We start from the raw sequence: 19,924 nt of genomic DNA on the forward strand, positions 1-19,924 counted from the left end.
GTCTGGAAACCATAGAGCTGTGGCACCACCTGATCCCATTCCGAACTCAGAAGTGAAACACAGTATCGCCGATGGTAGTTTGGGGTCTCCCCATGCGAGAGTAGGTCATTTCCAGGCGCCTAATTACTCGAAAGAGTAGTGATAAGCCCGTTACTAACGTAACGGGCTTTTTTACGTCTGCAATTTATAGTGTAGAGTTTGTTATTGGCCAAAACATGACAGCAGTTTGTCGAATATGCCGATGCGTCCCCTTCGGGGATAAAAGAGTAGGTCATTTCCAGGCGCCTAATTGACTCGAAAGAGTAGTGATAAGCCCGTTACTAGCGTAACGGGCTTTTTTACGTCTGCAATTTATAGTGTAGAGTTTGTTTTTGGCCAAAACATGACAGCAGTTTGTCGAATATGCCTATGCGTCCCCTTCGGGGATAAAAGAGTAGGTCATTTCCAGACGCCTAATTGACTTGAGAGAGTCGCGAAAAAGCCCGCTATCATATAGCGGGCTTTTTTGTGTCAAAAAAACAATATGTAGCCCTTAACTCTCCATAATGACCGCAATCAAAGAGCTCGCTTATTTCGATGGCATTAATTAAATGGCTATTTAATATAAGCAACTTTATGAAATCAACAATACCACTCAATACACTCAATAAGGTGGCGTTGTTTAAGATTCTCTCTGACAGTATTTGTAGTGGCATAGTTACGCGTTATTTATTTTTTGCTTTAGGTCATAAGCATCGTCGGTAACAACACGTTCAAGTACTTCAATTCGTTGACGCAGGGCGTTAATTTTATCATGTAGTGCTTTATTGTTAGTTTCTTGTTCTGCAGTCGTATGCGATTGTCTTTGCTTCAGCTTCATGATAGTGACAATAAAGCTGCCTAAAATGGCCAGAATAGGAATTAATAATGCCAATGTTGGTGGGTTCATAATGTGTCCTTAATTGTTTTTATTTATTGTCTATTATTGTGACGTTTTCAAGCAGAAATACTAGTGACAAAAGTCATCATTGTGAAATGAACACCAACTTATTCATTATGTTACAAATTAGTTTTTATCTTAATTATTGATTATAAAGTCTATTTTTTATTTTAGGTTATTAGTAACTCACTTTTTTATCCATTGCACTTGATATAGCGCCAGTGGTCCATATATCTAATTCTGTAGCAGGAGCGAATCATGAAATGCTCGATTGAGGTTTCAGTAAACTTGCTACCACAGTGCCGTAAGGGCTGTGAAAACTAAACACCACAAACAGACTGTGGTCATTTTTACATATTGCTTTAGACAAGGGTATGAACATGCGTAATTTTAATATTTCTCCAGATTTAACACCTCTTTATCGTAGTGCTATCGGTTTTGATCGTTTAGCACAACTTGCTGAACATGCTGCAGCTAACAATAGCAACAGTGGTTATCCTCCTTATAATATTGAACTTTTAGGCGAGAATCGTTATCGGATAACGATGGCCGTTGCGGGTTTTTCTATGCCAGAACTCGATATTATGAGTGAAGGTGAAAAACTATTAGTAAAAGGTAATAAGACGGCTACAAGTGATGAACGTAAATATTTGCATCAAGGGATTGCTGAGCGTGGTTTTGAGCGCACTTTTCAATTAGCAGATCATGTACGAGTAATCGGTGCGGAATTAGAACACGGTTTATTAAATATTGATTTAGTACGTGAAATTCCAGAAGCAATGAAACCTCGTAAAATTGATATTGTTGCTACCAACACCCTTAGTTAAGCCGTTATTGTGAATTAATACGATTGATGGCTTAGGTGTTAATAGCATTTAAGCCATATTCTCAACCTTGTAGTTTATCTCCCCCCAATTTAGCCAATTGCTTACGCCTAGTTTGTTATCAAACTAGGTTTTTTTGTAATCATTTATTCAAAAGCACTGGGCCAGGGCCTTGATCTGCAAGAATATCGTTAGGATTATACAGTGGGCAATTTGTCATCGATAAACAACCGCAACCGATGCAACTTTCTAGTGAATCTTTTAATTTTTGCATTTGAGCGATCCGCAGCGTGAGTGATTTATTCCAAACATGTGATAATTCTGCCCAATCTTCTTTAGTCGCTGTTCGTTCATTCGGTAAAGCAGCAAAAGCCTGCTTGATATTATCCAACGATATCCCTAATTGTTGCGCAGCTTTGATGAGCGATATTCGCCTGATAACGTCTCGTGTATAACGACGTTGATTACCATTATTGCGCCAACTGCTGATGAGACCTTTTTGCTCATAAAAGTGAATCGCAGAGATATTTATTCCACAACGCTTAGCGACTTGGCCAACACTTAACTCAGTATCTACTGACATTCAACCTCCGAATTTTTTATCATTTTGGCAAAAATAATGCTTTACCTCAAGTTAGCTTGAGGTATTAAGCTGTGTTGCATTAACCATAAGGAGATAAGTGATGCGATTAGAACATTTAAATTTAGTAGTTAATGACTTAGATGAATCATTAGTATTTTATAAATCGGCCTTTCCACACTGGCGAGTGCGTGGTGGTGGCGAGTCTGTTTGGCATGGTACGCCGCGGAAATGGCTTCACTTTGGTGATGATTATCATTATTTATCGTTAAATGATTCTGGTAGTGGCGAGGTGCGCGATCTTAAAAGTAATGCATTGGGTTTGGCACATTTCGCTTACGTTGTGGACAATATTGATGCATTAGTTGCTAGATTGTCACAAGTGGGTTTTGAGGTGGCGATTATGGGCGGACATGACCCTTTTTATAAAAGCCGTTACTTTATTGACCCAAGCGGATTTGAAGTTGAGTTTGTTGAATACTCAACGGATATTCCCAGTGAACGAAATCAATACGGTGGTTAGTAACTTATCAATATGCACCATTGGGCTTATAGAGTAAGCCCAATGGTTTTGATCAAAATCGATTATCAACAAAAGCCATAGGTTAATAGCAGGTTAGCTAACTAAAGGTAGTGTGATAAGTCGCTGTTAGCGGTAAGCTCAACTTCTTGTTGTTTACCATGGAATAAGTAAGCCGCCTCATTACCAATAAGGTGTAATTTATCGCCCTGGCGCCATAGGGCGCTACCTTCTTGGATTCCGATCACCGGTGTCAGTGGATCGACCATGGTAAACTCTAACAGTCGTTGCGCACGTGTTTCACCATTATGGCCTGGCATTTGGTAATTGGTGTAATGCGGATTTAATTGGAATGGCAATATACCCAGTGCGGTAAACGAGGGCGGTTCGACAATTGGCATATCATTGGTGGTACGAATACTGGCTCCAGTAATGTTTGATCCCGCACTCCAACCCACATACGGCATGCCATTGTCTACTTTTTCACGAATTAAATGTAGCAAGTCGTAGCGATATAATTCGTTGAGCAATTGGAATGTATTGCCGCCACCAACCAAAATGCCTGCAGCATCTTGAATGGCTTGTTTTGGGTCTGCAAACTGATGAATACTACTAATGGTAATTGTTAGGGGTTCAAGTGCCGTTTGCACTTTTGTTAAATACTCATCATAACTTACACTGACGCCAGCATAAGGAATAAACAGCCATTGTTGTCCTGGTTGAGTGAGTGGACGAATAAGCTCAACGGTATGGCTTAGATATGTCGAATTACCGACCCGTGAGGCACTCAACATTAATGCATTAATGGGCATAAAAAGTCCTTTTTGGTTTTAGTTTTTGACAGTTTATCAAAGATTAATCATTGCCGACACAGAGTTTGTTTTTGTAGTCTATTTTTCAGTTTCAATTAATCAATTCTCCCTAGACTCTGCTCGCGTGAATTTCAAGACGATGTTTTATTAAGTTAAAAAAGAGTCATAAATCTTTTTTAATATAACTAAGCTTGAATTTTCATTTTATGGACATATTATGTCTGTAGTAACAATCGTAAATCGGCACTTTTGCCATACAGGAGCTTAAATGAAGCGTATATTTTTGTTGATTGCAACCAACTTTGCCATCTTACTGGTTGCCTCAATTGTAATGTCTATTCTTGGGGTTAATGCCTCAACGATGGGTGGACTGTTAGTATTTGCTGCCATTTTTGGTTTTGGTGGCTCGTTTATCAGTTTAGCCATTTCAAAATGGATGGCGAAGAAAACCATGGGCTGTGAAGTTATTACGCAACCACGTGACAGTATGGAACGTTGGTTAGTTGAAACGGTTGCACGCCAAGCTGAAAAGTCTGGTATTAAGATGCCTGAAGTGGCTATTTACCAGTCGCCAGAAATGAACGCATTTGCAACGGGTCCAAGTAAAAACAATGCGCTTGTTGCTGTGAGTTCTGGTTTGCTTTACGGTATGACTCAAGATGAAATTGAAGGTGTACTTGCACATGAAGTGAGCCACGTGGCGAACGGTGACATGGTGACATTAACCTTAATCCAAGGTGTGGTGAATACTTTTGTTATTTTTGCTGCGCGTGTTGTTGCTGGCATTATTAACAATTTTGTTTCCAGTAATGACGAAGAAGGTGAAGGCCTAGGTATGTTCGCCTACATGGCTGTAGTATTTGTACTTGATATGCTATTCGGTATTTTGGCATCGATTATCGTAGCTTACTTTTCACGTATTCGTGAGTTTAAAGCTGATGAAGGCGCGGCACGTTTAGCAGGCAAAAATAAAATGATTGCCGCATTAGAACGTTTACGTCAAGGGCCTGAATCTGGCGCTATGCCAGCACAAATGTCAGCCTTTGGTATTAATGGCAAACGTTCAATGGCTGAGTTAATGATGAGCCATCCTCCACTAGAGAAACGTATCGCTGCATTAAAAAACAGCTAGTATTCATGCGTTTATCATCATTTATAGTAAAGTTAAACTAAGGAGCCTTTTGGCTCCTTTTTTATTTATTGGGTTAGGTTATGATTGAATATGCCCTATTAATCGGGTAACTATAGTTAACTAATAGTATTAACCGCTCGAATCGATTGCATTTTGTTGTTTAATCACAGCGTATAGGATAGGTTCTGATGTATAGTTAGACTCGGCACTTATATTCATAACACTACTTGTTACAGTATTCATACATATTGAGTATGGCTCGTTTAACATGGTCTATTAAACATTATCAGGATCTTAATATGCTTAAAAAAGCTATTTCTCAAGTACAATTAAGAGAATGGCAGCTAGAAATAAATGATATTTCTGCCGAGTTTCGTCTTACCATCATGTTTTACCAAATTAATGCTGAAAACAGTATTGAAGCTATTTGTACCAGCCAAGGTATTGATGACAATACCCAGCGACAGCATCAAGATAGCTTGTTACAACATCTTAAAGCGGCAGATGCTCAAAGTGTCCAAACGGTAGACAAACATGTTACCGTTTATCATCAGCCTATTCGTTCATCTAAAGGTCATATCATCGGTGTGATCACCTTTAGTGACAAAGCTATCGAACCATCTCAGCAAACATTATTTAAGCCCTTGTCGGCAATGCAAACACGCATAGCGGATATGCTAAGTAATGCCATTCGTTATTATATCAATTCCTTAGCTGTTGATCCTAATGCATCTGAGTCTGTGTCGCTCGATGTTGATTTACAGTCATTTATTGATGCTTTTGATGAACATATGTGGGTTAAAGATGCTAACGGACACTATGTAGCGTGTAATAAAAGTGTTGAGCGAGCTTGGCGAAAGTCTACAGAACAAATTGTTGGCAAAACCGACTTTGACCTTTTTGATCAACGCACTGCAAATGAATTTATTGAGAGTGATAAATTAGCCATCAGTAATGGTTCGACTGTAGTGGTGTCTGAATGTGAAGAAGTTGATGTTAATTTTAATAAGGTTTGGCTCGAAACCATTAAAGCGCCCATTTATAATACCCAAGGTCAATTGACCGGGGTAATAGGGATGACTCGCAATATTGCCAAACACAAAGAGGCGCAGGATCAACTCATATTAGCCGCCAATGTGTTTCAAAATGCAGTCGAAGGGGTAGTGATAACAGACAGTAATGGCAATATTACCGAAATTAACCAAGCGTTTACTGATATTACCGGTTACAGCCGCGAAGAGGTTATAGGCCAAAACCCTAGAATGCTGAGTTCAGGTCGCCATCCTAAAAGCTTTTTTGAACGATTGTGGAATACCTTATTAGTCCAAGGTAAATGGCATGGTGAAATTTGGAATCGCCGTAAGCATGGTGCTATTTTTCCGCAAGCGATAACCATCAGTGCTGTATTCGATAAACTCAATATCATTCAGTATTATGTTGCCGTATTTGCCGATATTTCAGCGCAAAAACAAAATGAAGAAAAGCTGAAAAACTTAGCCTATTTTGATCCGTTGACACAATTGCCTAATCGGATGCAATTTATGTCACTGCTAGAGCAAGAGGTGAATCACTCTCACCGGGCTAAAAAGCAGCTGGCTATTGTGTTTTTAGATATCGATTTCTTTAAGCACATTAACGACAGTTTAGGCCATGTTATTGGCGACGAAATTCTGGTTGAATTGGCTAAACGCTTATCTTACGCTTTATCTGATTTTGACGTATTAGCACGTTTAAGTGGTGATGAGTTTGTGGTCATGTTGCCGAGCATTATGGGAACTGATTCTGTAACGTCATCGGTTGACCGTATTCGCAGTGTATTTGAACGCCCATTTATATTGGACAATACCCAATCTGTACGCCTTACCGCCAGTATGGGAGTGGCGATATACCCAAGTGATGGTGATGATCACGACAGCTTATTACGTAATGCCGACGCTGCAATGCACCGAGCCAAGTTAGATGGGCGAAATAATTATGCCTTTTATACTGAGTCGATGACCAAACAGGCTGTAGCGCAATTAAAACTGCAAACAGCATTGCACCAAGCGCTGGTGAATGAAGATTTTTATTTAGTTTATCAACCTAAGTTGAAACTGTCTGATCTGTCTCCTAGTGGCTTTGAAGCGTTAATTCGTTGGTCTGATCCTGTCTACGGCAATATCTCTCCAGCAGAGTTTATTCCATTAGCAGAGAAGATTGGTTTGATTTGGGATATAGGTTTGTGGGTATTAAAGGCCGCTTGTTTACAAGGGGTTGAATGGCTAACCCAAGGTAAAATGTTTGAACGCATTTCGGTAAATGTAGCCAGCTTACAGCTGCAAAGAAATGATTTTGTCGATAAAGTGCGCTCGATTTTATTGGAAACGGGATTACCGGCCAAACATTTGGAATTAGAAGTCACCGAGTCTTGCATGATGAATGATCCAGACGCGATTATTCGTGATTTGAAATTGCTTGGCGCCATGGGCATTGCCTTGAGTATTGACGATTTTGGTACCGGATACTCATCTCTCAATTATCTCAAAAAGTTACCAATTGATAAGTTGAAAATCGATCAATCTTTTGTACGTGATATCCCTCATGATGCAAATAACACTGCGATTGCTAAAGCGGTTATTGCACTGGGGCATGCATTGAATTTGCAGATTATTGCTGAAGGTGTGGAAACTATCGATCAAGCAGATTTTCTGCGGCTCAATGGCTGTGATTTGGTTCAAGGGTATTTGTACAGTAAACCGCGATTGCCACAAGATCTTAACGAGTTTTTACCGATATTCCATAACCGTATTAACCTGGCCACTGATATTAAATTAAAGTAAATAAAATAGCAGCTTACATAATTTGTAAGCTGCTTTTATATCACTATTACGACTTTTTAATGCTGTATTAAGCGTAAATATCTACGTCCACAGAGGTTGAATTACTGTTAGCCGTTGCGGTGTTATCACCATTATAAATACTGCTCAATGCCTCAAAGAAAATACTGCCGATGTCCTCGTCAGTTAATCCATCTGTAAGTGGTTTTAATTCATCTAACATAGACTTCAACGACTCTTGCTGCTCGTCGGTCAATGATGACAACATGTCTGTGGTTAATTGCTGTTGATCATCAGACAAGGTCGATACCGCTGTATCTAGCCCAGGCGGTACACCGCCTTTTGGTGGCGGCGGGCCATCAGGACGCGGAGGTCTTTGTGTGTTTTCGGTCGATGTCATTTGCATCGAAGTATTACCACTCGTCACTTGCATATTTACTCCTTAGATATTCTCTGTAATCTATTTTTGATGAAACTACCTAGCAACATATTATTGTTAATTACGTTGTTTTGGTGGTTGTTTCATATCGTCAGGACCATTGGCAGGTACAGCGACAAGCTCGCCATCGATAATTTGACAACTTGCTTCAAGGGTGTCTCCCCGCGGGGTGTCAAAACTAACCTGATCATTTTCAACACTGTTAGCACACGCTTCAACAGCTTCTTTAGGTGGCTTTCTATCATGCGGGTTAGCATTAGCAGCGAAAGATGCTAATAACAGAAAGCTAAGTAGACCAATACTGATTGGCTTAAGAGTCATAGTGACACTCCTTGGTTAGGTAACTAAAGGTAATATAACCTAACAATGTGGAGTAATTGTGCAGAATTGGAGGAGATTTTTATCAGTTATTTATCGCGACTAGTTTATGCGTATATAGCTGGTTATAATGTATTTTATGCAAATATCTCAAAAGCTTTTCTTGGCCTTTGTTGGCCTAACCAGTATTGTACTTATCGCCACGTTATCGTTAGCGAGGTGGAGTTTTGACCAAGGTTTTTTAGACTATATCAACGGATTAGAACAAGAACGTTTACAGCATTTATCGAATGAACTATTGACACTTTATGCGGCTAATCCGGAAGCACAAACCGATCCATCAGTCATGACAGATCAACAATCTACACAAGTGTGGCAGTCGATTAATCAAAAAACATTAACACAAGCCATTTCGCTTCACGCTCCATTTTCAAAAAGAAATAGACCCGGTGACGGGGCAAGACCGCCAAGACCTGCAGGTGATAATCGTCCTCCAATGGGACCTGATCGACGTTTAGGTCCTCCTAGGCAACGGCCACCTTTTTCACCACCTTCTGGTCCACCGACGGGGTTATACTCAGCAGAACAACAGTTTATTAGCGGCGTTGATATTGGCAATGTGGATAATCGGATTAGCTTAACCTTGTTATTCAACGATCGTATAGTAGGCTATTTATACAGTAGCCCTATTCGTGAAGTTGAATCGTCTTCAGCTACCGCATTTTCTCAGCAACAACGTTGGACCAGTATCGGAATCGGTTTATTGTGTTTACTGCTTGCCAGTGCAATTGCTTGGTGGTTGTCACGTTTTCTACTGATCCCCGTTAAACAAGTTATGCTGGGAGTATCGTATTTATCTCAAGGTAATTATGATGAACGCTTATCACCTCAGCGTGCAGATGAGCTGGGTCAATTAATGACCAATATTGATCATCTCGCCATGACGCTATCGAAAAACCGCAGTGCTAAAAATCGTTGGTTAGCTGATATTTCTCATGAACTGCGCACGCCATTGAGTATATTATGTGGTGAGATTGATGCGATTAAAGCAGGGATCAGAGCGTTCGATAACACACAGCTGAACTCACTCGAACAAGAAGTGTTGCGCATGAAGCACTTAGTCGATGATTTGTATGAACTGTCTTTATCTGATGTTGGTGGACTCCGATATCATTTTCAGCGGGTGAACGTCAGTGAGTCACTACACAGCACGCTTAATAGTATGGCTACCAGCCTACAAGATAAAGGCCTAACGCTACAAAGTCAGCTCCAGCCGGGGGTGTATTTATCTGCCGACGTGCTTCGGCTCGAACAGCTATTTATTAATTTACTAATGAATTCTATGGCTTACACAGACAGTCCTGGGGTAATTGATGTGCGATTGTCACAACAAGCCAAAATGATGATATTAACCATCAATGATACTAAGCCCAGTGCCAGCATTGAAGAGTGTGAACACCTGTTTGAGCCATTGTATCGCCAAGACAGTGCCCGCACACGCCGTGGTAGTGGTGCAGGTCTTGGTTTAACCATCTGTAAGAATATTGTCGAAGCGCATGATGGCACCATTAAGGCCTTCCCATCACCATTGGGTGGGCTTTGTATTGAAGTACAATTACCTATGCACAGGGAATGACTATGAGTGGACATGTTCATCAACAACCATTGACCATATTAGTGGTAGAAGACGAGCCTAAAATAGCGCAGATTTTAGTCGACTTTTTAACCCTCGAAGGTTTTAACACCTTGGTACAACACGATGGTCGTGATGTAATTGAAACAATTAAGTCTCAACAAATTGACTTTATGATTCTAGATTTGATGTTGCCCTATAAAGATGGTTTAACCATTTGTCGTGAGTTGAGACAATTTTCAATGCTGCCAGTGTTAATGTTAACGGCGCGGGTAGATGAAATTGACCGCTTAATGGGCTTAGACATCGGCGCAGACGATTATGTGTGTAAGCCATTTTCGGCTAGGGAAGTCGTTGCTCGGGTAAAAACGATTTTAAGACGAGTTGAGAATACCCATGGCAGTCAAAGCGAGCAGGTTATTCGTTATAAACATCTACAAATCAATATCGAACGCTTTAAATGTCAGGTCGACCAACAAAACGTAGAATTAACCCCTGTTGAGTTTAGATTACTGCATACTTTGCTAAAACGGCCAGGTGTGGTGCACTCTCGAGATAGCCTCATGCAGGTGTGTTATGTCGACGATCGTATTGTTAGTTCACGTACCATTGACAGTCATGTGAAAAATCTACGACATAAGTTAACCCAAGCCAGCCAACAAAAGGAGTTACTGCATTCCATTTATGGTGTGGGTTATAAGGTAGAGTAATGCTGCATTTTATTGGTAAGTCTATTTTACGTTTTAAAGCCGTTTAATAAGCATCCTAATGTAATGGGTAAGCTTAGTAGCTGGCGATTAATGTGTATTACTGATCAGCTTTAGTTTCGGCAAAACTCCTTTAAATCTGCACTATTTTTGCGCTTTTGATTGCTAACATCACTATACCTAATGCTCCTAGCTGTCTGGATTAACAAGGAATAGTTTTATGCCGTCACTAATTTTATTATTACTGCTGTGCTGTCAGATTTTTCTGACCATTACGTTGGTCGCAGTATTTATTGGTGGTTACCAGGAACCGTCATAATTTGACCTTAACGCTATTAATATCGTTAACCTTTCAAGTAAACACGTTAATTCTTTTCTAAGCGTTTTATAAAATGCTCAGCATATCGTTGTTGCTGTTCCCCCTAGCAAGATTATTATCCGATTCAGGTGCATTGCAGCAGCTTTATCGATTTATTACATTTATCTACGATGTTTACTCGCTCAAAGCGTGGCTTTTGTTTAGAATGTCGTTGATATTATTTAGGGTATCAACGTGGTCTTGTGCTGGCATTGAATATACTGGCGCGTTATTAATCATCACTAGCAGAACGTGGCAATTAACCCGTGAATGTTAGACTAAGAGTTGATAGTCGGATAAATTCCGATCACGTAAGATAGACCTTCCACTGGCATGCGCCGTTAGGAATACATTTATACTGAGGTGGACTGTTTTTCTGCCTAGGAGCATTAATGCAACTGTTTGTAAAAGATTTAACCGTTATCGATTTCTCTTACCTTTGTCCTGTTCGTGGCATGGTTGGTGAAAGCTGGATTGTCGATGTGCTATTAGATGGCGGCCTAGATGAGCAAAATATGGTGCTCGACTTTGGTAAGGTTAAACGCATCATCAAAAACACCATTGATGATGTAGCCGATCATCGCTTATTAATCCCTACTGCGTGTAGCGAAGTGCGCTGGCAGCAAAAAAGCGACCGAGTTTGGATGGATTTTAGCAGTGAAAAAGGTGACATACATTTAGCATGTCCTTCACAAGCATTTGCGCTTATTCCTACAGAAGTGATTGACTACCAAAGCGTTAATGACTTTTTGAAAAAAGCCTTACGTGAAGTGTTACCTGAAAATGTCCAAGGCATCAGCCTCACATTGCGCAGCGAAGTGCTCGATACCCCGTTTTACCATTACAGCCACGGATTACGTAAACATGACGGTAACTGTCAGCGTATTGCGCATGGTCATCGTAGCCCGGTAACCGTATTTGAAAATGGTATTGCAGAGCCCAAATGGGACCAATACTGGGCAGAACGTTGGCATGATATTTACCTCGGCACCGAAGAAGACTTAGTGTCAGTAAAAACACTAGAGTTGTCGAAGCAGACTAAAATCAGCGACGAAACTCATTTTGGTTTTCACTATGTTGCACCTCAAGGTGATTTTCAATTAGCGATGCCTAAGCATTGCTGTGACTTAATTCCTCACGACACCACGGTTGAGATGCTAGCTGAATACATGGCAAAGACATTGGCAAGTCAAGCGCCTGAAAGTCATTTTAAAGTTATCGCTTACGAAGGTATTGGCAAAGGGGCCATTGCGGTAAGAGGTTAATCAAGTATTATTAATGGGCTGCCTTAAGGTGGCCCTTTTTTTTATGTTTTTTGGCGCTATTAACAAGGAATGCGTTTCGATTATGTTATTAAAAAATACCGTTTTAAAATCGATATCAACAGTTGCAATGCTGGTGGTCAGCTTTTGTGGCTTAAGTGCTAGTGCGATTGCCGCTGTGACATTTCAAGGCCAGTTTGAACAAGGTGCATTAGTGCGCGGCGCAGTGCCGGTCGGCAGTAAAGTATTACTTAATGGCCAATCGGTAAAGGTCACCCCAAACGGTCAGTTTGCCATTGGATTTGATAGAGACGCTAAGTCAGAACAAGTGTTTAAAGTCATTTATCCAGACGGATTAACAGAAATTAAGCCGTTAACCATAGCCGCACGACAATACCAAATTGATCGAGTCACAGGCATCAGCCAAAAAATAATGAAACCGGATCCAGTTGCCCAAGCCAGAGCGGCAAAAGATGCCAAACAGACTCGCGCTGCCAGAGACTTATTTAGTCAACAACAGGCATTTATGCAAACATTTATTTGGCCGGTTACTGGCAGAATTTCAGGGGTTTATGGCAGCCAGCGGGTATACAACGACGTACCAGGTAATCCGCATTTTGGTGTTGATGTTGCCCGTCCAACAGGCACGGTAGTGGTTGCGCCAGCAGATGGTGTTATTACGTTAGCTGAGCCAGATATGTTTTATTCTGGTGGCACAGTGATTATCGACCACGGTTATGGTGTTAGCTCTACCTTTTTGCACCTGAGTAAATTGTATTTAACCGTTGGTGATAAAGTTGTGCAGGGTGATAAGGTCGCTGAAATTGGTGCCACCGGTCGAGTGACTGGCCCGCATTTAGACTGGCGCTTAAACTGGTTCCAAATGCGTTTAGACCCCGTTTCGATTGTACCGTCAATGGCGACAGTACTGGCAGCGGAGAAAGCGGCAAAATAGTGTTAAGCCATATGTTAGGGTTTCGGTATGACGATTGAACCGGAACCCTTTATTCAATGGTAATGCTATTCGCTTGATAACTTGCACTTCATACGTTCTGAACTCACCACAACGTCAACGCTATTTGCCTCACTAAACTGATGATGTTGAAACGTTTTCTCACTTTAAGCGACAAACTTATATCGAACGACTAAATGCTTATCGTCAACATCACAAAGGGTTCTGGTTATGATCAAGCAAGTGGGTAATATCGTTATTGAGTTAAAGCACAAAGCAACATGTCATTGTGGTGCCGTTGAACTCGAGCTCACTTTACCCAATGGTATCGAAAATCCGCGACGCTGTGATTGTTCAATTTGTCGTAGAAAAGGTGCGATTGCTGGATCTGTTAAACTGGACGGGATCAGGGTGGTAAAAGGCCAAGATGTGTTAACGCTTTATCAATTTAACACCAATACCGCGAAACATTATTTCTGTTCTCATTGTGGTATTTATACTCATCACCAACGTCGCTCAAACCCAACAGAATACGGTTTTAACATAGCTTGTTTAGACGGTGTTAATCCATTTGATTTAGGTGATGTACAAACGAGTGATGGGGTAAACCATCCATCAGACCGAGACGTTGTATAGCAAATGGTAAGGCATGTTAATAAAAGGCATTAGGTATTGTATTTTCATCTCAGAGTATCTAATAGAAAACCTCATCATGAATAGCTCTGAATTTGAAAATAAATCTAATGTTATTGTTGCGATGAAGCAATAAACAGAGCATTCAAATATGACTGCTCTGTTTATTAAAGATGGATTTAACTGTTTGTCATTTCTTTAATCATGTCTAATGCAACGGCTTCTGCAATACTGATACCGTCAATACCCGCCGATAAAATCCCGCCAGCATAACCGGCGCCTTCACCTGCAGGATATAAACCTTTGGTGTTAATGCTTTGGAAATCGGCCCCACGTTTAATTTGTACCGGTGAAGAGGTACGAGTTTCAACGCCGGTTAACATGGCATCTTTACTGTCGAAACCACGAATTTTTTTACCAAATGCTGGAATGGCTTCACGAATAGCATCGATAGCGAATTGCGGTAGTGCATCGCTTAAATCGGTCATTTTTACGTTGGGTTTATAAGACGGCTCAACGTTTTCAAACGGTTTACCAACACCTGCAGCTAAAAAGTCACCGACCATTTGCGCTGGAGCATCATAATTACTGCCGCCCATGATATAGGCGTTGCGTTCCAATTTACGTTGTAGCGCAATACCTTGAAGTGGATCGTTGTCAAAATCACTCGGATCAATGCCAACCACAATGGCACTGTTGGCATTACGTTCACTACGCGAATATTGGCTCATGCCATTAGTCACTACTGCATGTTCTTCAGACGTCGCCGCCACAACCACACCACCAGGGCACATACAAAAGCTGTAAACACTGCGACCACTTTTGCAATGGTGGACTAACTTATAATCTGCTGCACCTAACATTGGGTGACCCGCGTTAACGCCAAAGCGATCTTTATCAATCATCTCTTGCTTATGTTCAATACGAAAGCCAATCGAAAATGACTGCGCCTGCATATACACGCCTTTATCATGTAACATTTGGAAAGTATCACGGGCACTGTGACCAATCGCAGCAATAACATGTTTAGAATGCAGTACTTCGCCATTTCTCAGGGTGACACCAGTCACTTGACGGTCAGTAATGTTGATTTCATCAACACGGGTTTCAAAGCGAATTTCACCGCCTAAACGGATTATTTCGCGGCGCATTTTTTCCACCATGGTGACCAACTTAAAGGTACCTATGTGTGGTTTACTAACATAAATGATTTCAGCTGGTGCACCCGCAGCGACAAATTCTTGTTTGACTTTTAGGCCTTTAAATCCAGGGTCTTTAACTTGGCTATATAACTTTCCATCCGAGAATGTACCAGCGCCACCTTCACCAAATTGTACGTTTGATTCAGTGTTTAACTCACTGGTACGCCAAAAGCGGAAGGTATCTTTAGCGCGTTCGTGGACAGATTTTCCACGCTCTAAAATAATCGGTTTAAAGCCCATTTGTGCCAACATAAGCCCAACAAATAAGCCGCATGGTCCCATGCCTATCACCAATGGACGTTCCGTTAAGCCTTCTGGTGCAGTAGCGACATATTTATAGTCGGTATCTGGCGACACGCGGATATTATGGTCGTCAGCAAGTGATGCCAATAACGCGGCTTCGTCTACGTTGGATAATGTCACATCTAATGTATAAATTAACGAAATTAAATTCTTTTTACGGGCATCGTAGCCACGCTTAAACACATGTATATCAACCAGCTGATCCGCTGAGATAGAGAGCCTTTGCAATACGAGTTGTTGCAGCGCATCTTCATTATGGTCGAGAGGCAATTTTACTTGGTTTAAACGGATCATGATCTACCTAAAAAGAGACTTAAAAAACAGCGCGTAGTTTACGTGATTTAACCTTAAAATGAAATTATCTATTGATGGTACTTGCTCTATGTCATGCTGTATTCTTTACCTTCATGATTAAATAGTAAAACAGATCACCCAGTTTAGCTCACTCTAGCGGGTGATCTCAGTGTGATACAAGCGAGTAGGGCGATAGGAAGTGAATATGTTGCGATGGATTATATTTCTTTATAGCGTAACAGTTTGTGTGAACGTGCAAGCTGCAACCAATGTGACTTTATTGAGTGATAACGGGATTGAGAGTTGGACCTCCAAAGTATTCTCTGGTGAATCAATTTACAGCGTTGGAGACTATAAAGGGCGCCTAGCGCTAAAATCACTTAGTCACCATTCCGCGTCAGGCCTGGTGCTAGAAAAGCAAATTGACCTCATTGCAACGCCTTACCTAAACTGGAGTTGGTTAGTTGAAAAGACGCTGCCGGAGTTGGACGAGCGAAGTAAAGCTGGTGATGATTTTGTGGCGCGAGTTTACGTGGTTATTGATGGTGGTTTTATGGTGTGGAACACCAAATCATTAAACTATGTTTGGTCGAGCAATCAAGCCAAAGGCTTGGTTTGGAACAACGCTTTTGCTGGCTCAAGTGTTAAAATGATGTCTGTGCGAGGACAGCAATCGCAGCAAAGTCAGTGGTATGAAGAAAAACGCAATGTGTATCAAGATTTGATTGAAACATTTGGGGATAAAGGCAGTGAAAAAGCTAACCGCAAAGCGTATCAATACATCGATATGATTGCGATTATGACCGATACCGACAACAGTGGCAAAGATGCAGAAACGTATTATGGCGACATAATATTTACTGAAAAATAGCAACTGATCAACCTGCATTTACTGGTGCTTAGCGACCTAGCAAAGTCGCATTGATTTTTACTTTATCGTTAAAGTAGTGGGCTAAATAAGTAAAAAAACTGCTCGACTAATCGTTTAGCTAACGGTCTTTTACGCCACTGGCGCGCATCCATTTTTATTGAATTAGCCATATATTGATGTTGGACTTCACTAAGCGATTGAGTGAATTCTAAATTTTCAACAGAAAGAGTCACTTCAAAGTTAAGCCATAGGCTGCGCATATCAAGATTAACTGTGCCGATTAGACTATGGTGCAGGTCAATGACCACTGACTTTGTGTGCAGTAAACCGCCACGAAAACGATGAATATTGACACCTGCATTCAGTAACTCGCCAAAGAAAGATCTGCTGGCCCATTCCACCATCATTGAGTCGTTTTTATCGGGTATGATTAAATTGACCTCCACACCCCGTAATGCAGCTGCTGTTAATGCAAACAGTAGGTTTTCACTGGGGACAAAATAAGGGCTAGTGATGGTGATGCTGTGTTTTGCTTGATAAATACTGAGCAATAAAACTTGTTGGATCATATCCTCAGGCATGCCGGGTCCTGATGGAATAACTTGAACCATGTCGGATGGTTCCTCGTCGTGCGGATGGCATTGTGGCGGTTCGGGTAACATTCTCTGGTCTGTTTCGGTTTCCCAATCCCATGCGAGAATGCAGTTAAGCACTGGCACACTGGAGCCGGTAATTCTCACCATGACATCAACCCACTCACCAACACCAGCGCTTTGCTTAAAATATTTAGGATCGACTAGATTCATTGAGCCGGTATAACCGATTTGGTTGTCTATCACGACTATTTTACGATGAAGGCGAAGATCTAAACGGCGGAAGATCATACGTACAAGAGAAACAGACAGTGCGGATACCAAATTTATGCCAGCTTCACGCATTTTTTTTGGCCACTTACTGTTAAAAAAGGTTCGACTTCCTGCAGCATCTAATAATATTCTCACTGCCACATCGCGTTGAGCAGCTTGAATAAGTGCTTGGGCAACTTGGTCAGCAAGCCCACCAGGATGCCAAATATAGAACTCTAAATGAATCGAGGTTTGCGCTTGTTGTATGTCTTCAATCAGGGTTGTTAAAATCGTTTCGGCGGATGATTTAAGTGTTAGTTGATTATTGGCTAACGTAGGAATGCCCAGACGTTTTTCACATAAATGGCTTATGGGAATCGCGTAATCACTTAAGTTGTGAGGACGATATTGCTGAATGGCAAACAGTCGACGAAACCATTCCCGATAGGGGCCGTACATCTCTTTAGCTCTCACTGCGCGGGTTTTACCAAGGTTCATCTCGCCAACGAGGAAATAAAGGAAAATACCTAAGATGGGGACAACAAAAATAAGCATCATCCAAGCTAAGGAAACACCAATAGATCGCCGTTTATAGACAATACGCGTGGTGATACCAGCAATGAGCAGCCAATAAGCTAATACGCTGATTATCGTTAATATTTTATAAAGCTCAACCATAGCTAGCCAGTGTATCAATCATGTAGAAAAACATGCACTTATCATATCAGGTTTTCAATCGGTATGGTCTACAGTCATCCGTCTGTACGGCTGGGTATATCAAACAGTTTGTTTTATTATAAAGACTCTGGTGCTATTCAGTTTAAAGCGAACCAAACGCTAGCATCACTTTAAGTCACTTTAAGTCACTTTAAGTCATTTTCAGATAGCCCTCCCAAAACGAATAGAGGTATTCATCCATCGGTATTTTTCGCTCAAAGCCAACATCGACCTTACAGCCTAAGCGTAAACTGCTTGGGCTTGCTCGATGGGGAAGTCTGGTTATCGTCATATTGTTGATGATGACAGTTGTGGTTGTGCCAAAATTTGTTCATTTAGCCACAGAGCCTCAAGTGATTAATAATGAGCAAGAGTCGTTTGCTGCACAATGTGTAAAAGCCACACCTATCGCTAAATTGGATACTGATGGCCAACTGGCGGTCGCGAGCTGGAATGTTTATAAACAGCAAAATGCTGGCTGGCAAACGCTGCTCAGTCAGTTAGCTAAACAACATCAATTATTGTTGCTGCAAGAGGTGAAGTTATCTGACGAGTTTCAGTTGTGGCGCCAACAACATCACCAACAATTGGCGATGGTGCAAGCATTTAGCCAAGACCATATACCACTAGGGGTGATGAGCTTGTCTCAAGTTGCTGCGAGTGAAAGTTGCGGTTATTTGACGGCTGAACCCCTAATACAGTTTCCCAAGTCGAGTTTGTTAAGTTATTTCCCCTTATCGAATGGTGAAACTTTGCTGGTGGCTAACTTGCACAGTATTAACTTTGAGTATGATCTAGACAGTTATGCTGCGCAGTTACAGCAGCTACTACCAGCGTTAAGTGCTCATAAAGGACCGATAATTTTCGGCGGGGATTTAAATACTTGGCGTCAAGCCAGATTATCAATGTTAGCCTTGATGACAAAGAAATTAGGGCTAAAAGCGGTGATCCCCGCGGATGACAAACGCACAACCGTGATGGGTTATCCAATTGATCACCTTTATTATCGAGGACTAACTTTAGAGTCATCTCGGGTCATTATGACTAAAAGCTCAGACCATTATCCTTTGTTAGCGCAATTTAGATTAGGCGAAAGTTAACGCTCATAGTTTATGACGGCTATTAACTGATTAAAGTTGTGTTAAAGGTCATAAAGACCGCATGGGCTCGCTCAAGATTAATTGATTGGTGCGGCTGACAGGCACATCAATGTTAAAATCGATTCACAGTCATTTTTCAATTCGAGTAAAATAACCTTTAACGATTTAATGTGTGTTTTGTGCAAGTTAAAACGATAAGAGCATAATACATTATGATCTTATCGTTAATTAACCCGCTGATTAAACGACTATATCAGTAGCTTGATATGTCTCTCAATATTGATTTTTTTATCTGCCACAGCTTCAATTAATTATTTCTTATTAAACATCGCTTGGCCGGTTTTATCTTTTTCAGACCAGAAATTAAGATTGAACTGGGCATCAGGGCTTAATTCAATACGATGCCAGTACTCTGGTGGACTAGTGGCAAATTGGCCTGCTTTGATCACCACTTTTACTTCTGGTTCAGTTGCTTCGCTGTCTGCAAAACCAAAATACGTGACCACACCTTCCATTACACATAACTGGCCGAATACACCTTCGGCGGTATTGTGGTGAGTCAGTAGCGCATCAGGCACATTTTTAGTGGTGAAAAATGGCGTAGAGCGTTGAATTGTCCAGTTTGCTGGGATACGTTGATGAGACATAATGTTCTCCTAAATAACCTGAACTCGGGATAATAAACGC

19 protein-coding genes and 1 rRNA gene are annotated in these 19,924 nt (G+C 41.1%); 12 read left to right on the forward strand and 8 right to left on the reverse strand.

Annotated elements, in window-relative coordinates; translation table 11 throughout:
* Position 1: 1 nt before the first annotated feature.
* Positions 2-117 (forward strand): 5S ribosomal RNA (gene rrf, locus H5125_RS18840).
* Between the two features lie 580 nt (positions 118-697).
* Here rrf and H5125_RS18845 read toward each other — a convergent pair.
* A complete protein-coding gene (locus H5125_RS18845) occupies positions 698-928 on the reverse strand; it encodes a hypothetical protein (protein WP_182745013.1) in 231 nt (76 codons plus the stop codon).
* Between the two features lie 371 nt (positions 929-1,299).
* Here H5125_RS18845 and H5125_RS18850 point away from each other — a divergent pair, with 371 nt between their 5' ends.
* Positions 1,300-1,746, forward strand: a complete 447-nt coding sequence (locus tag H5125_RS18850) for an Hsp20 family protein (RefSeq protein ID WP_101087476.1) — start codon at positions 1,300-1,302, stop codon at positions 1,744-1,746.
* 139 nt (positions 1,747-1,885) lie between these two features.
* Here H5125_RS18850 and soxR read toward each other — a convergent pair whose 3' ends face one another.
* The gene (soxR, locus tag H5125_RS18855) at positions 1,886-2,326 is read right to left on the reverse strand and encodes a redox-sensitive transcriptional activator SoxR (RefSeq protein ID WP_182745014.1); all 441 of its coding nucleotides are present in this window, start codon (positions 2,324-2,326) and stop codon (positions 1,886-1,888) included.
* A 100-nt stretch (positions 2,327-2,426) separates the two neighbouring features.
* Here soxR and H5125_RS18860 point away from each other — a divergent pair, with 100 nt between their 5' ends.
* Entirely contained in the window at positions 2,427-2,846 is a 420-nt protein-coding gene (locus H5125_RS18860) for a VOC family protein (protein WP_182745015.1), read from the forward strand.
* Between the two features lie 101 nt (positions 2,847-2,947).
* Here H5125_RS18860 and pepE read toward each other — a convergent pair whose 3' ends face one another.
* Positions 2,948-3,655 (reverse strand): dipeptidase PepE, encoded by a 708-nt coding sequence (gene pepE / locus H5125_RS18865; protein ID WP_182745016.1) that lies wholly within the window; start codon positions 3,653-3,655, stop codon positions 2,948-2,950.
* 268 nt (positions 3,656-3,923) lie between these two features.
* On the opposite strand from pepE, the gene htpX reads away from it, so the two are divergent.
* A complete protein-coding gene (htpX, locus tag H5125_RS18870) occupies positions 3,924-4,787 on the forward strand; it encodes a protease HtpX (protein WP_182745017.1) in 864 nt (287 codons plus the stop codon).
* A gap of 299 nt (positions 4,788-5,086) precedes the next feature.
* Positions 5,087-7,606 (forward strand): bifunctional diguanylate cyclase/phosphodiesterase, encoded by a 2,520-nt coding sequence (locus H5125_RS18875; RefSeq protein WP_101087481.1) that lies wholly within the window; start codon positions 5,087-5,089, stop codon positions 7,604-7,606.
* Positions 7,607-7,673: 67 nt separating this feature from the next.
* Here H5125_RS18875 and H5125_RS18880 read toward each other — a convergent pair whose 3' ends face one another.
* Together H5125_RS18880 and H5125_RS18885 are read right to left on the reverse strand one after the other, a co-directional pair.
* Positions 7,674-8,036, reverse strand: a complete 363-nt coding sequence (locus H5125_RS18880) for a hypothetical protein (RefSeq protein WP_182745018.1) — start codon at positions 8,034-8,036, stop codon at positions 7,674-7,676.
* Between the two features lie 63 nt (positions 8,037-8,099).
* Entirely contained in the window at positions 8,100-8,363 is a 264-nt protein-coding gene (locus H5125_RS18885) for a hypothetical protein (protein ID WP_101087482.1), read from the reverse strand.
* Positions 8,364-8,499: 136 nt separating this feature from the next.
* Between H5125_RS18885 and H5125_RS18890 the strand changes: the two genes are divergently transcribed.
* The 5 genes from H5125_RS18890 to H5125_RS18910 all read left to right on the forward strand — a co-directional run bounded on the left by H5125_RS18890 (position 8,500) and on the right by H5125_RS18910 (position 13,908).
* Positions 8,500-9,996 carry an ATP-binding protein gene (locus H5125_RS18890; protein ID WP_182745019.1) on the forward strand — a complete coding sequence of 499 codons (1,497 nt, stop codon included), beginning with the start codon at positions 8,500-8,502 and terminating at the stop codon, positions 9,994-9,996.
* 2 nt (positions 9,997-9,998) lie between these two features.
* On the forward strand, positions 9,999-10,703 hold the full coding sequence (locus H5125_RS18895; RefSeq protein WP_162022823.1) for a response regulator: 705 nt from the start codon (positions 9,999-10,001) through the stop codon (positions 10,701-10,703).
* Positions 10,704-11,450: 747 nt separating this feature from the next.
* Positions 11,451-12,323 carry a 6-carboxytetrahydropterin synthase gene (locus H5125_RS18900; protein WP_162022824.1) on the forward strand — a complete coding sequence of 291 codons (873 nt, stop codon included), beginning with the start codon at positions 11,451-11,453 and terminating at the stop codon, positions 12,321-12,323.
* A 127-nt stretch (positions 12,324-12,450) separates the two neighbouring features.
* A complete protein-coding gene (locus tag H5125_RS18905) occupies positions 12,451-13,275 on the forward strand; it encodes a M23 family metallopeptidase (protein WP_259395492.1) in 825 nt (274 codons plus the stop codon).
* 228 nt (positions 13,276-13,503) lie between these two features.
* The gene (locus tag H5125_RS18910) at positions 13,504-13,908 is read left to right on the forward strand and encodes a GFA family protein (RefSeq protein WP_182745021.1); all 405 of its coding nucleotides are present in this window, start codon (positions 13,504-13,506) and stop codon (positions 13,906-13,908) included.
* A gap of 176 nt (positions 13,909-14,084) precedes the next feature.
* On the opposite strand, the gene H5125_RS18915 is transcribed toward H5125_RS18910, so the two are convergent.
* The gene (locus H5125_RS18915; protein WP_182745022.1) at positions 14,085-15,704 is read right to left on the reverse strand and encodes an NAD(P)/FAD-dependent oxidoreductase; all 1,620 of its coding nucleotides are present in this window, start codon (positions 15,702-15,704) and stop codon (positions 14,085-14,087) included.
* A gap of 205 nt (positions 15,705-15,909) precedes the next feature.
* Here H5125_RS18915 and H5125_RS18920 point away from each other — a divergent pair, with 205 nt between their 5' ends.
* Positions 15,910-16,575, forward strand: coding sequence for a DUF3047 domain-containing protein (locus H5125_RS18920; protein ID WP_182745023.1), 666 nt, complete (start codon positions 15,910-15,912; stop codon positions 16,573-16,575).
* A gap of 68 nt (positions 16,576-16,643) precedes the next feature.
* Here the strand turns inward: H5125_RS18920 and cls are convergent, their stop codons facing one another.
* Positions 16,644-18,098 carry a cardiolipin synthase gene (gene cls / locus H5125_RS18925; protein ID WP_182745024.1) on the reverse strand — a complete coding sequence of 485 codons (1,455 nt, stop codon included), beginning with the start codon at positions 18,096-18,098 and terminating at the stop codon, positions 16,644-16,646.
* Positions 18,099-18,430: 332 nt separating this feature from the next.
* Here cls and H5125_RS18930 point away from each other — a divergent pair, with 332 nt between their 5' ends.
* A complete protein-coding gene (locus H5125_RS18930; RefSeq protein ID WP_259395491.1) occupies positions 18,431-19,237 on the forward strand; it encodes an endonuclease/exonuclease/phosphatase family protein in 807 nt (268 codons plus the stop codon).
* Between the two features lie 311 nt (positions 19,238-19,548).
* Here the strand turns inward: H5125_RS18930 and H5125_RS18935 are convergent, their stop codons facing one another.
* Entirely contained in the window at positions 19,549-19,884 is a 336-nt protein-coding gene (locus H5125_RS18935) for a DUF1971 domain-containing protein (protein WP_101087492.1), read from the reverse strand.
* Between the last annotated feature and the right edge of the window lie 40 nt (positions 19,885-19,924).

This window comes from Shewanella sp. SR44-4 (assembly GCF_014163715.1).
Lineage (GTDB): Bacteria > Pseudomonadota > Gammaproteobacteria > Enterobacterales > Shewanellaceae > Shewanella.

What these genes read in the sequence shown, in the direction of transcription:
- H5125_RS18860 (WP_182745015.1), top strand. Translation starts at nt 2,427, where the DNA reads ATGCGATTAGAACATTTAAATTTAGTAGTTAATGACTTAGATGAATCA.
- soxR (WP_182745014.1), bottom strand. Translation starts at nt 2,326, where the DNA reads ATGTCAGTAGATACTGAGTTAAGTGTTGGCCAAGTCGCTAAGCGTTGT.
- H5125_RS18900 (WP_162022824.1), top strand. Translation starts at nt 11,451, where the DNA reads ATGCAACTGTTTGTAAAAGATTTAACCGTTATCGATTTCTCTTACCTT.
- H5125_RS18845 (WP_182745013.1), bottom strand. Translation starts at nt 928, where the DNA reads ATGAACCCACCAACATTGGCATTATTAATTCCTATTCTGGCCATTTTA.
- H5125_RS18910 (WP_182745021.1), top strand. Translation starts at nt 13,504, where the DNA reads ATGATCAAGCAAGTGGGTAATATCGTTATTGAGTTAAAGCACAAAGCA.
- H5125_RS18895 (WP_162022823.1), top strand. Translation starts at nt 9,999, where the DNA reads ATGAGTGGACATGTTCATCAACAACCATTGACCATATTAGTGGTAGAA.
- H5125_RS18915 (WP_182745022.1), bottom strand. Translation starts at nt 15,704, where the DNA reads ATGATCCGTTTAAACCAAGTAAAATTGCCTCTCGACCATAATGAAGAT.
- cls (WP_182745024.1), bottom strand. Translation starts at nt 18,098, where the DNA reads ATGGTTGAGCTTTATAAAATATTAACGATAATCAGCGTATTAGCTTAT.
- H5125_RS18905 (WP_259395492.1), top strand. Translation starts at nt 12,451, where the DNA reads ATGCTGGTGGTCAGCTTTTGTGGCTTAAGTGCTAGTGCGATTGCCGCT.
- H5125_RS18880 (WP_182745018.1), bottom strand. Translation starts at nt 8,036, where the DNA reads ATGCAAGTGACGAGTGGTAATACTTCGATGCAAATGACATCGACCGAA.
- H5125_RS18890 (WP_182745019.1), top strand. Translation starts at nt 8,500, where the DNA reads ATGCAAATATCTCAAAAGCTTTTCTTGGCCTTTGTTGGCCTAACCAGT.
- H5125_RS18920 (WP_182745023.1), top strand. Translation starts at nt 15,910, where the DNA reads ATGTTGCGATGGATTATATTTCTTTATAGCGTAACAGTTTGTGTGAAC.
- htpX (WP_182745017.1), top strand. Translation starts at nt 3,924, where the DNA reads ATGAAGCGTATATTTTTGTTGATTGCAACCAACTTTGCCATCTTACTG.
- H5125_RS18875 (WP_101087481.1), top strand. Translation starts at nt 5,087, where the DNA reads ATGCTTAAAAAAGCTATTTCTCAAGTACAATTAAGAGAATGGCAGCTA.
- pepE (WP_182745016.1), bottom strand. Translation starts at nt 3,655, where the DNA reads ATGCCCATTAATGCATTAATGTTGAGTGCCTCACGGGTCGGTAATTCG.
- H5125_RS18850 (WP_101087476.1), top strand. Translation starts at nt 1,300, where the DNA reads ATGCGTAATTTTAATATTTCTCCAGATTTAACACCTCTTTATCGTAGT.
- H5125_RS18885 (WP_101087482.1), bottom strand. Translation starts at nt 8,363, where the DNA reads ATGACTCTTAAGCCAATCAGTATTGGTCTACTTAGCTTTCTGTTATTA.
- H5125_RS18935 (WP_101087492.1), bottom strand. Translation starts at nt 19,884, where the DNA reads ATGTCTCATCAACGTATCCCAGCAAACTGGACAATTCAACGCTCTACG.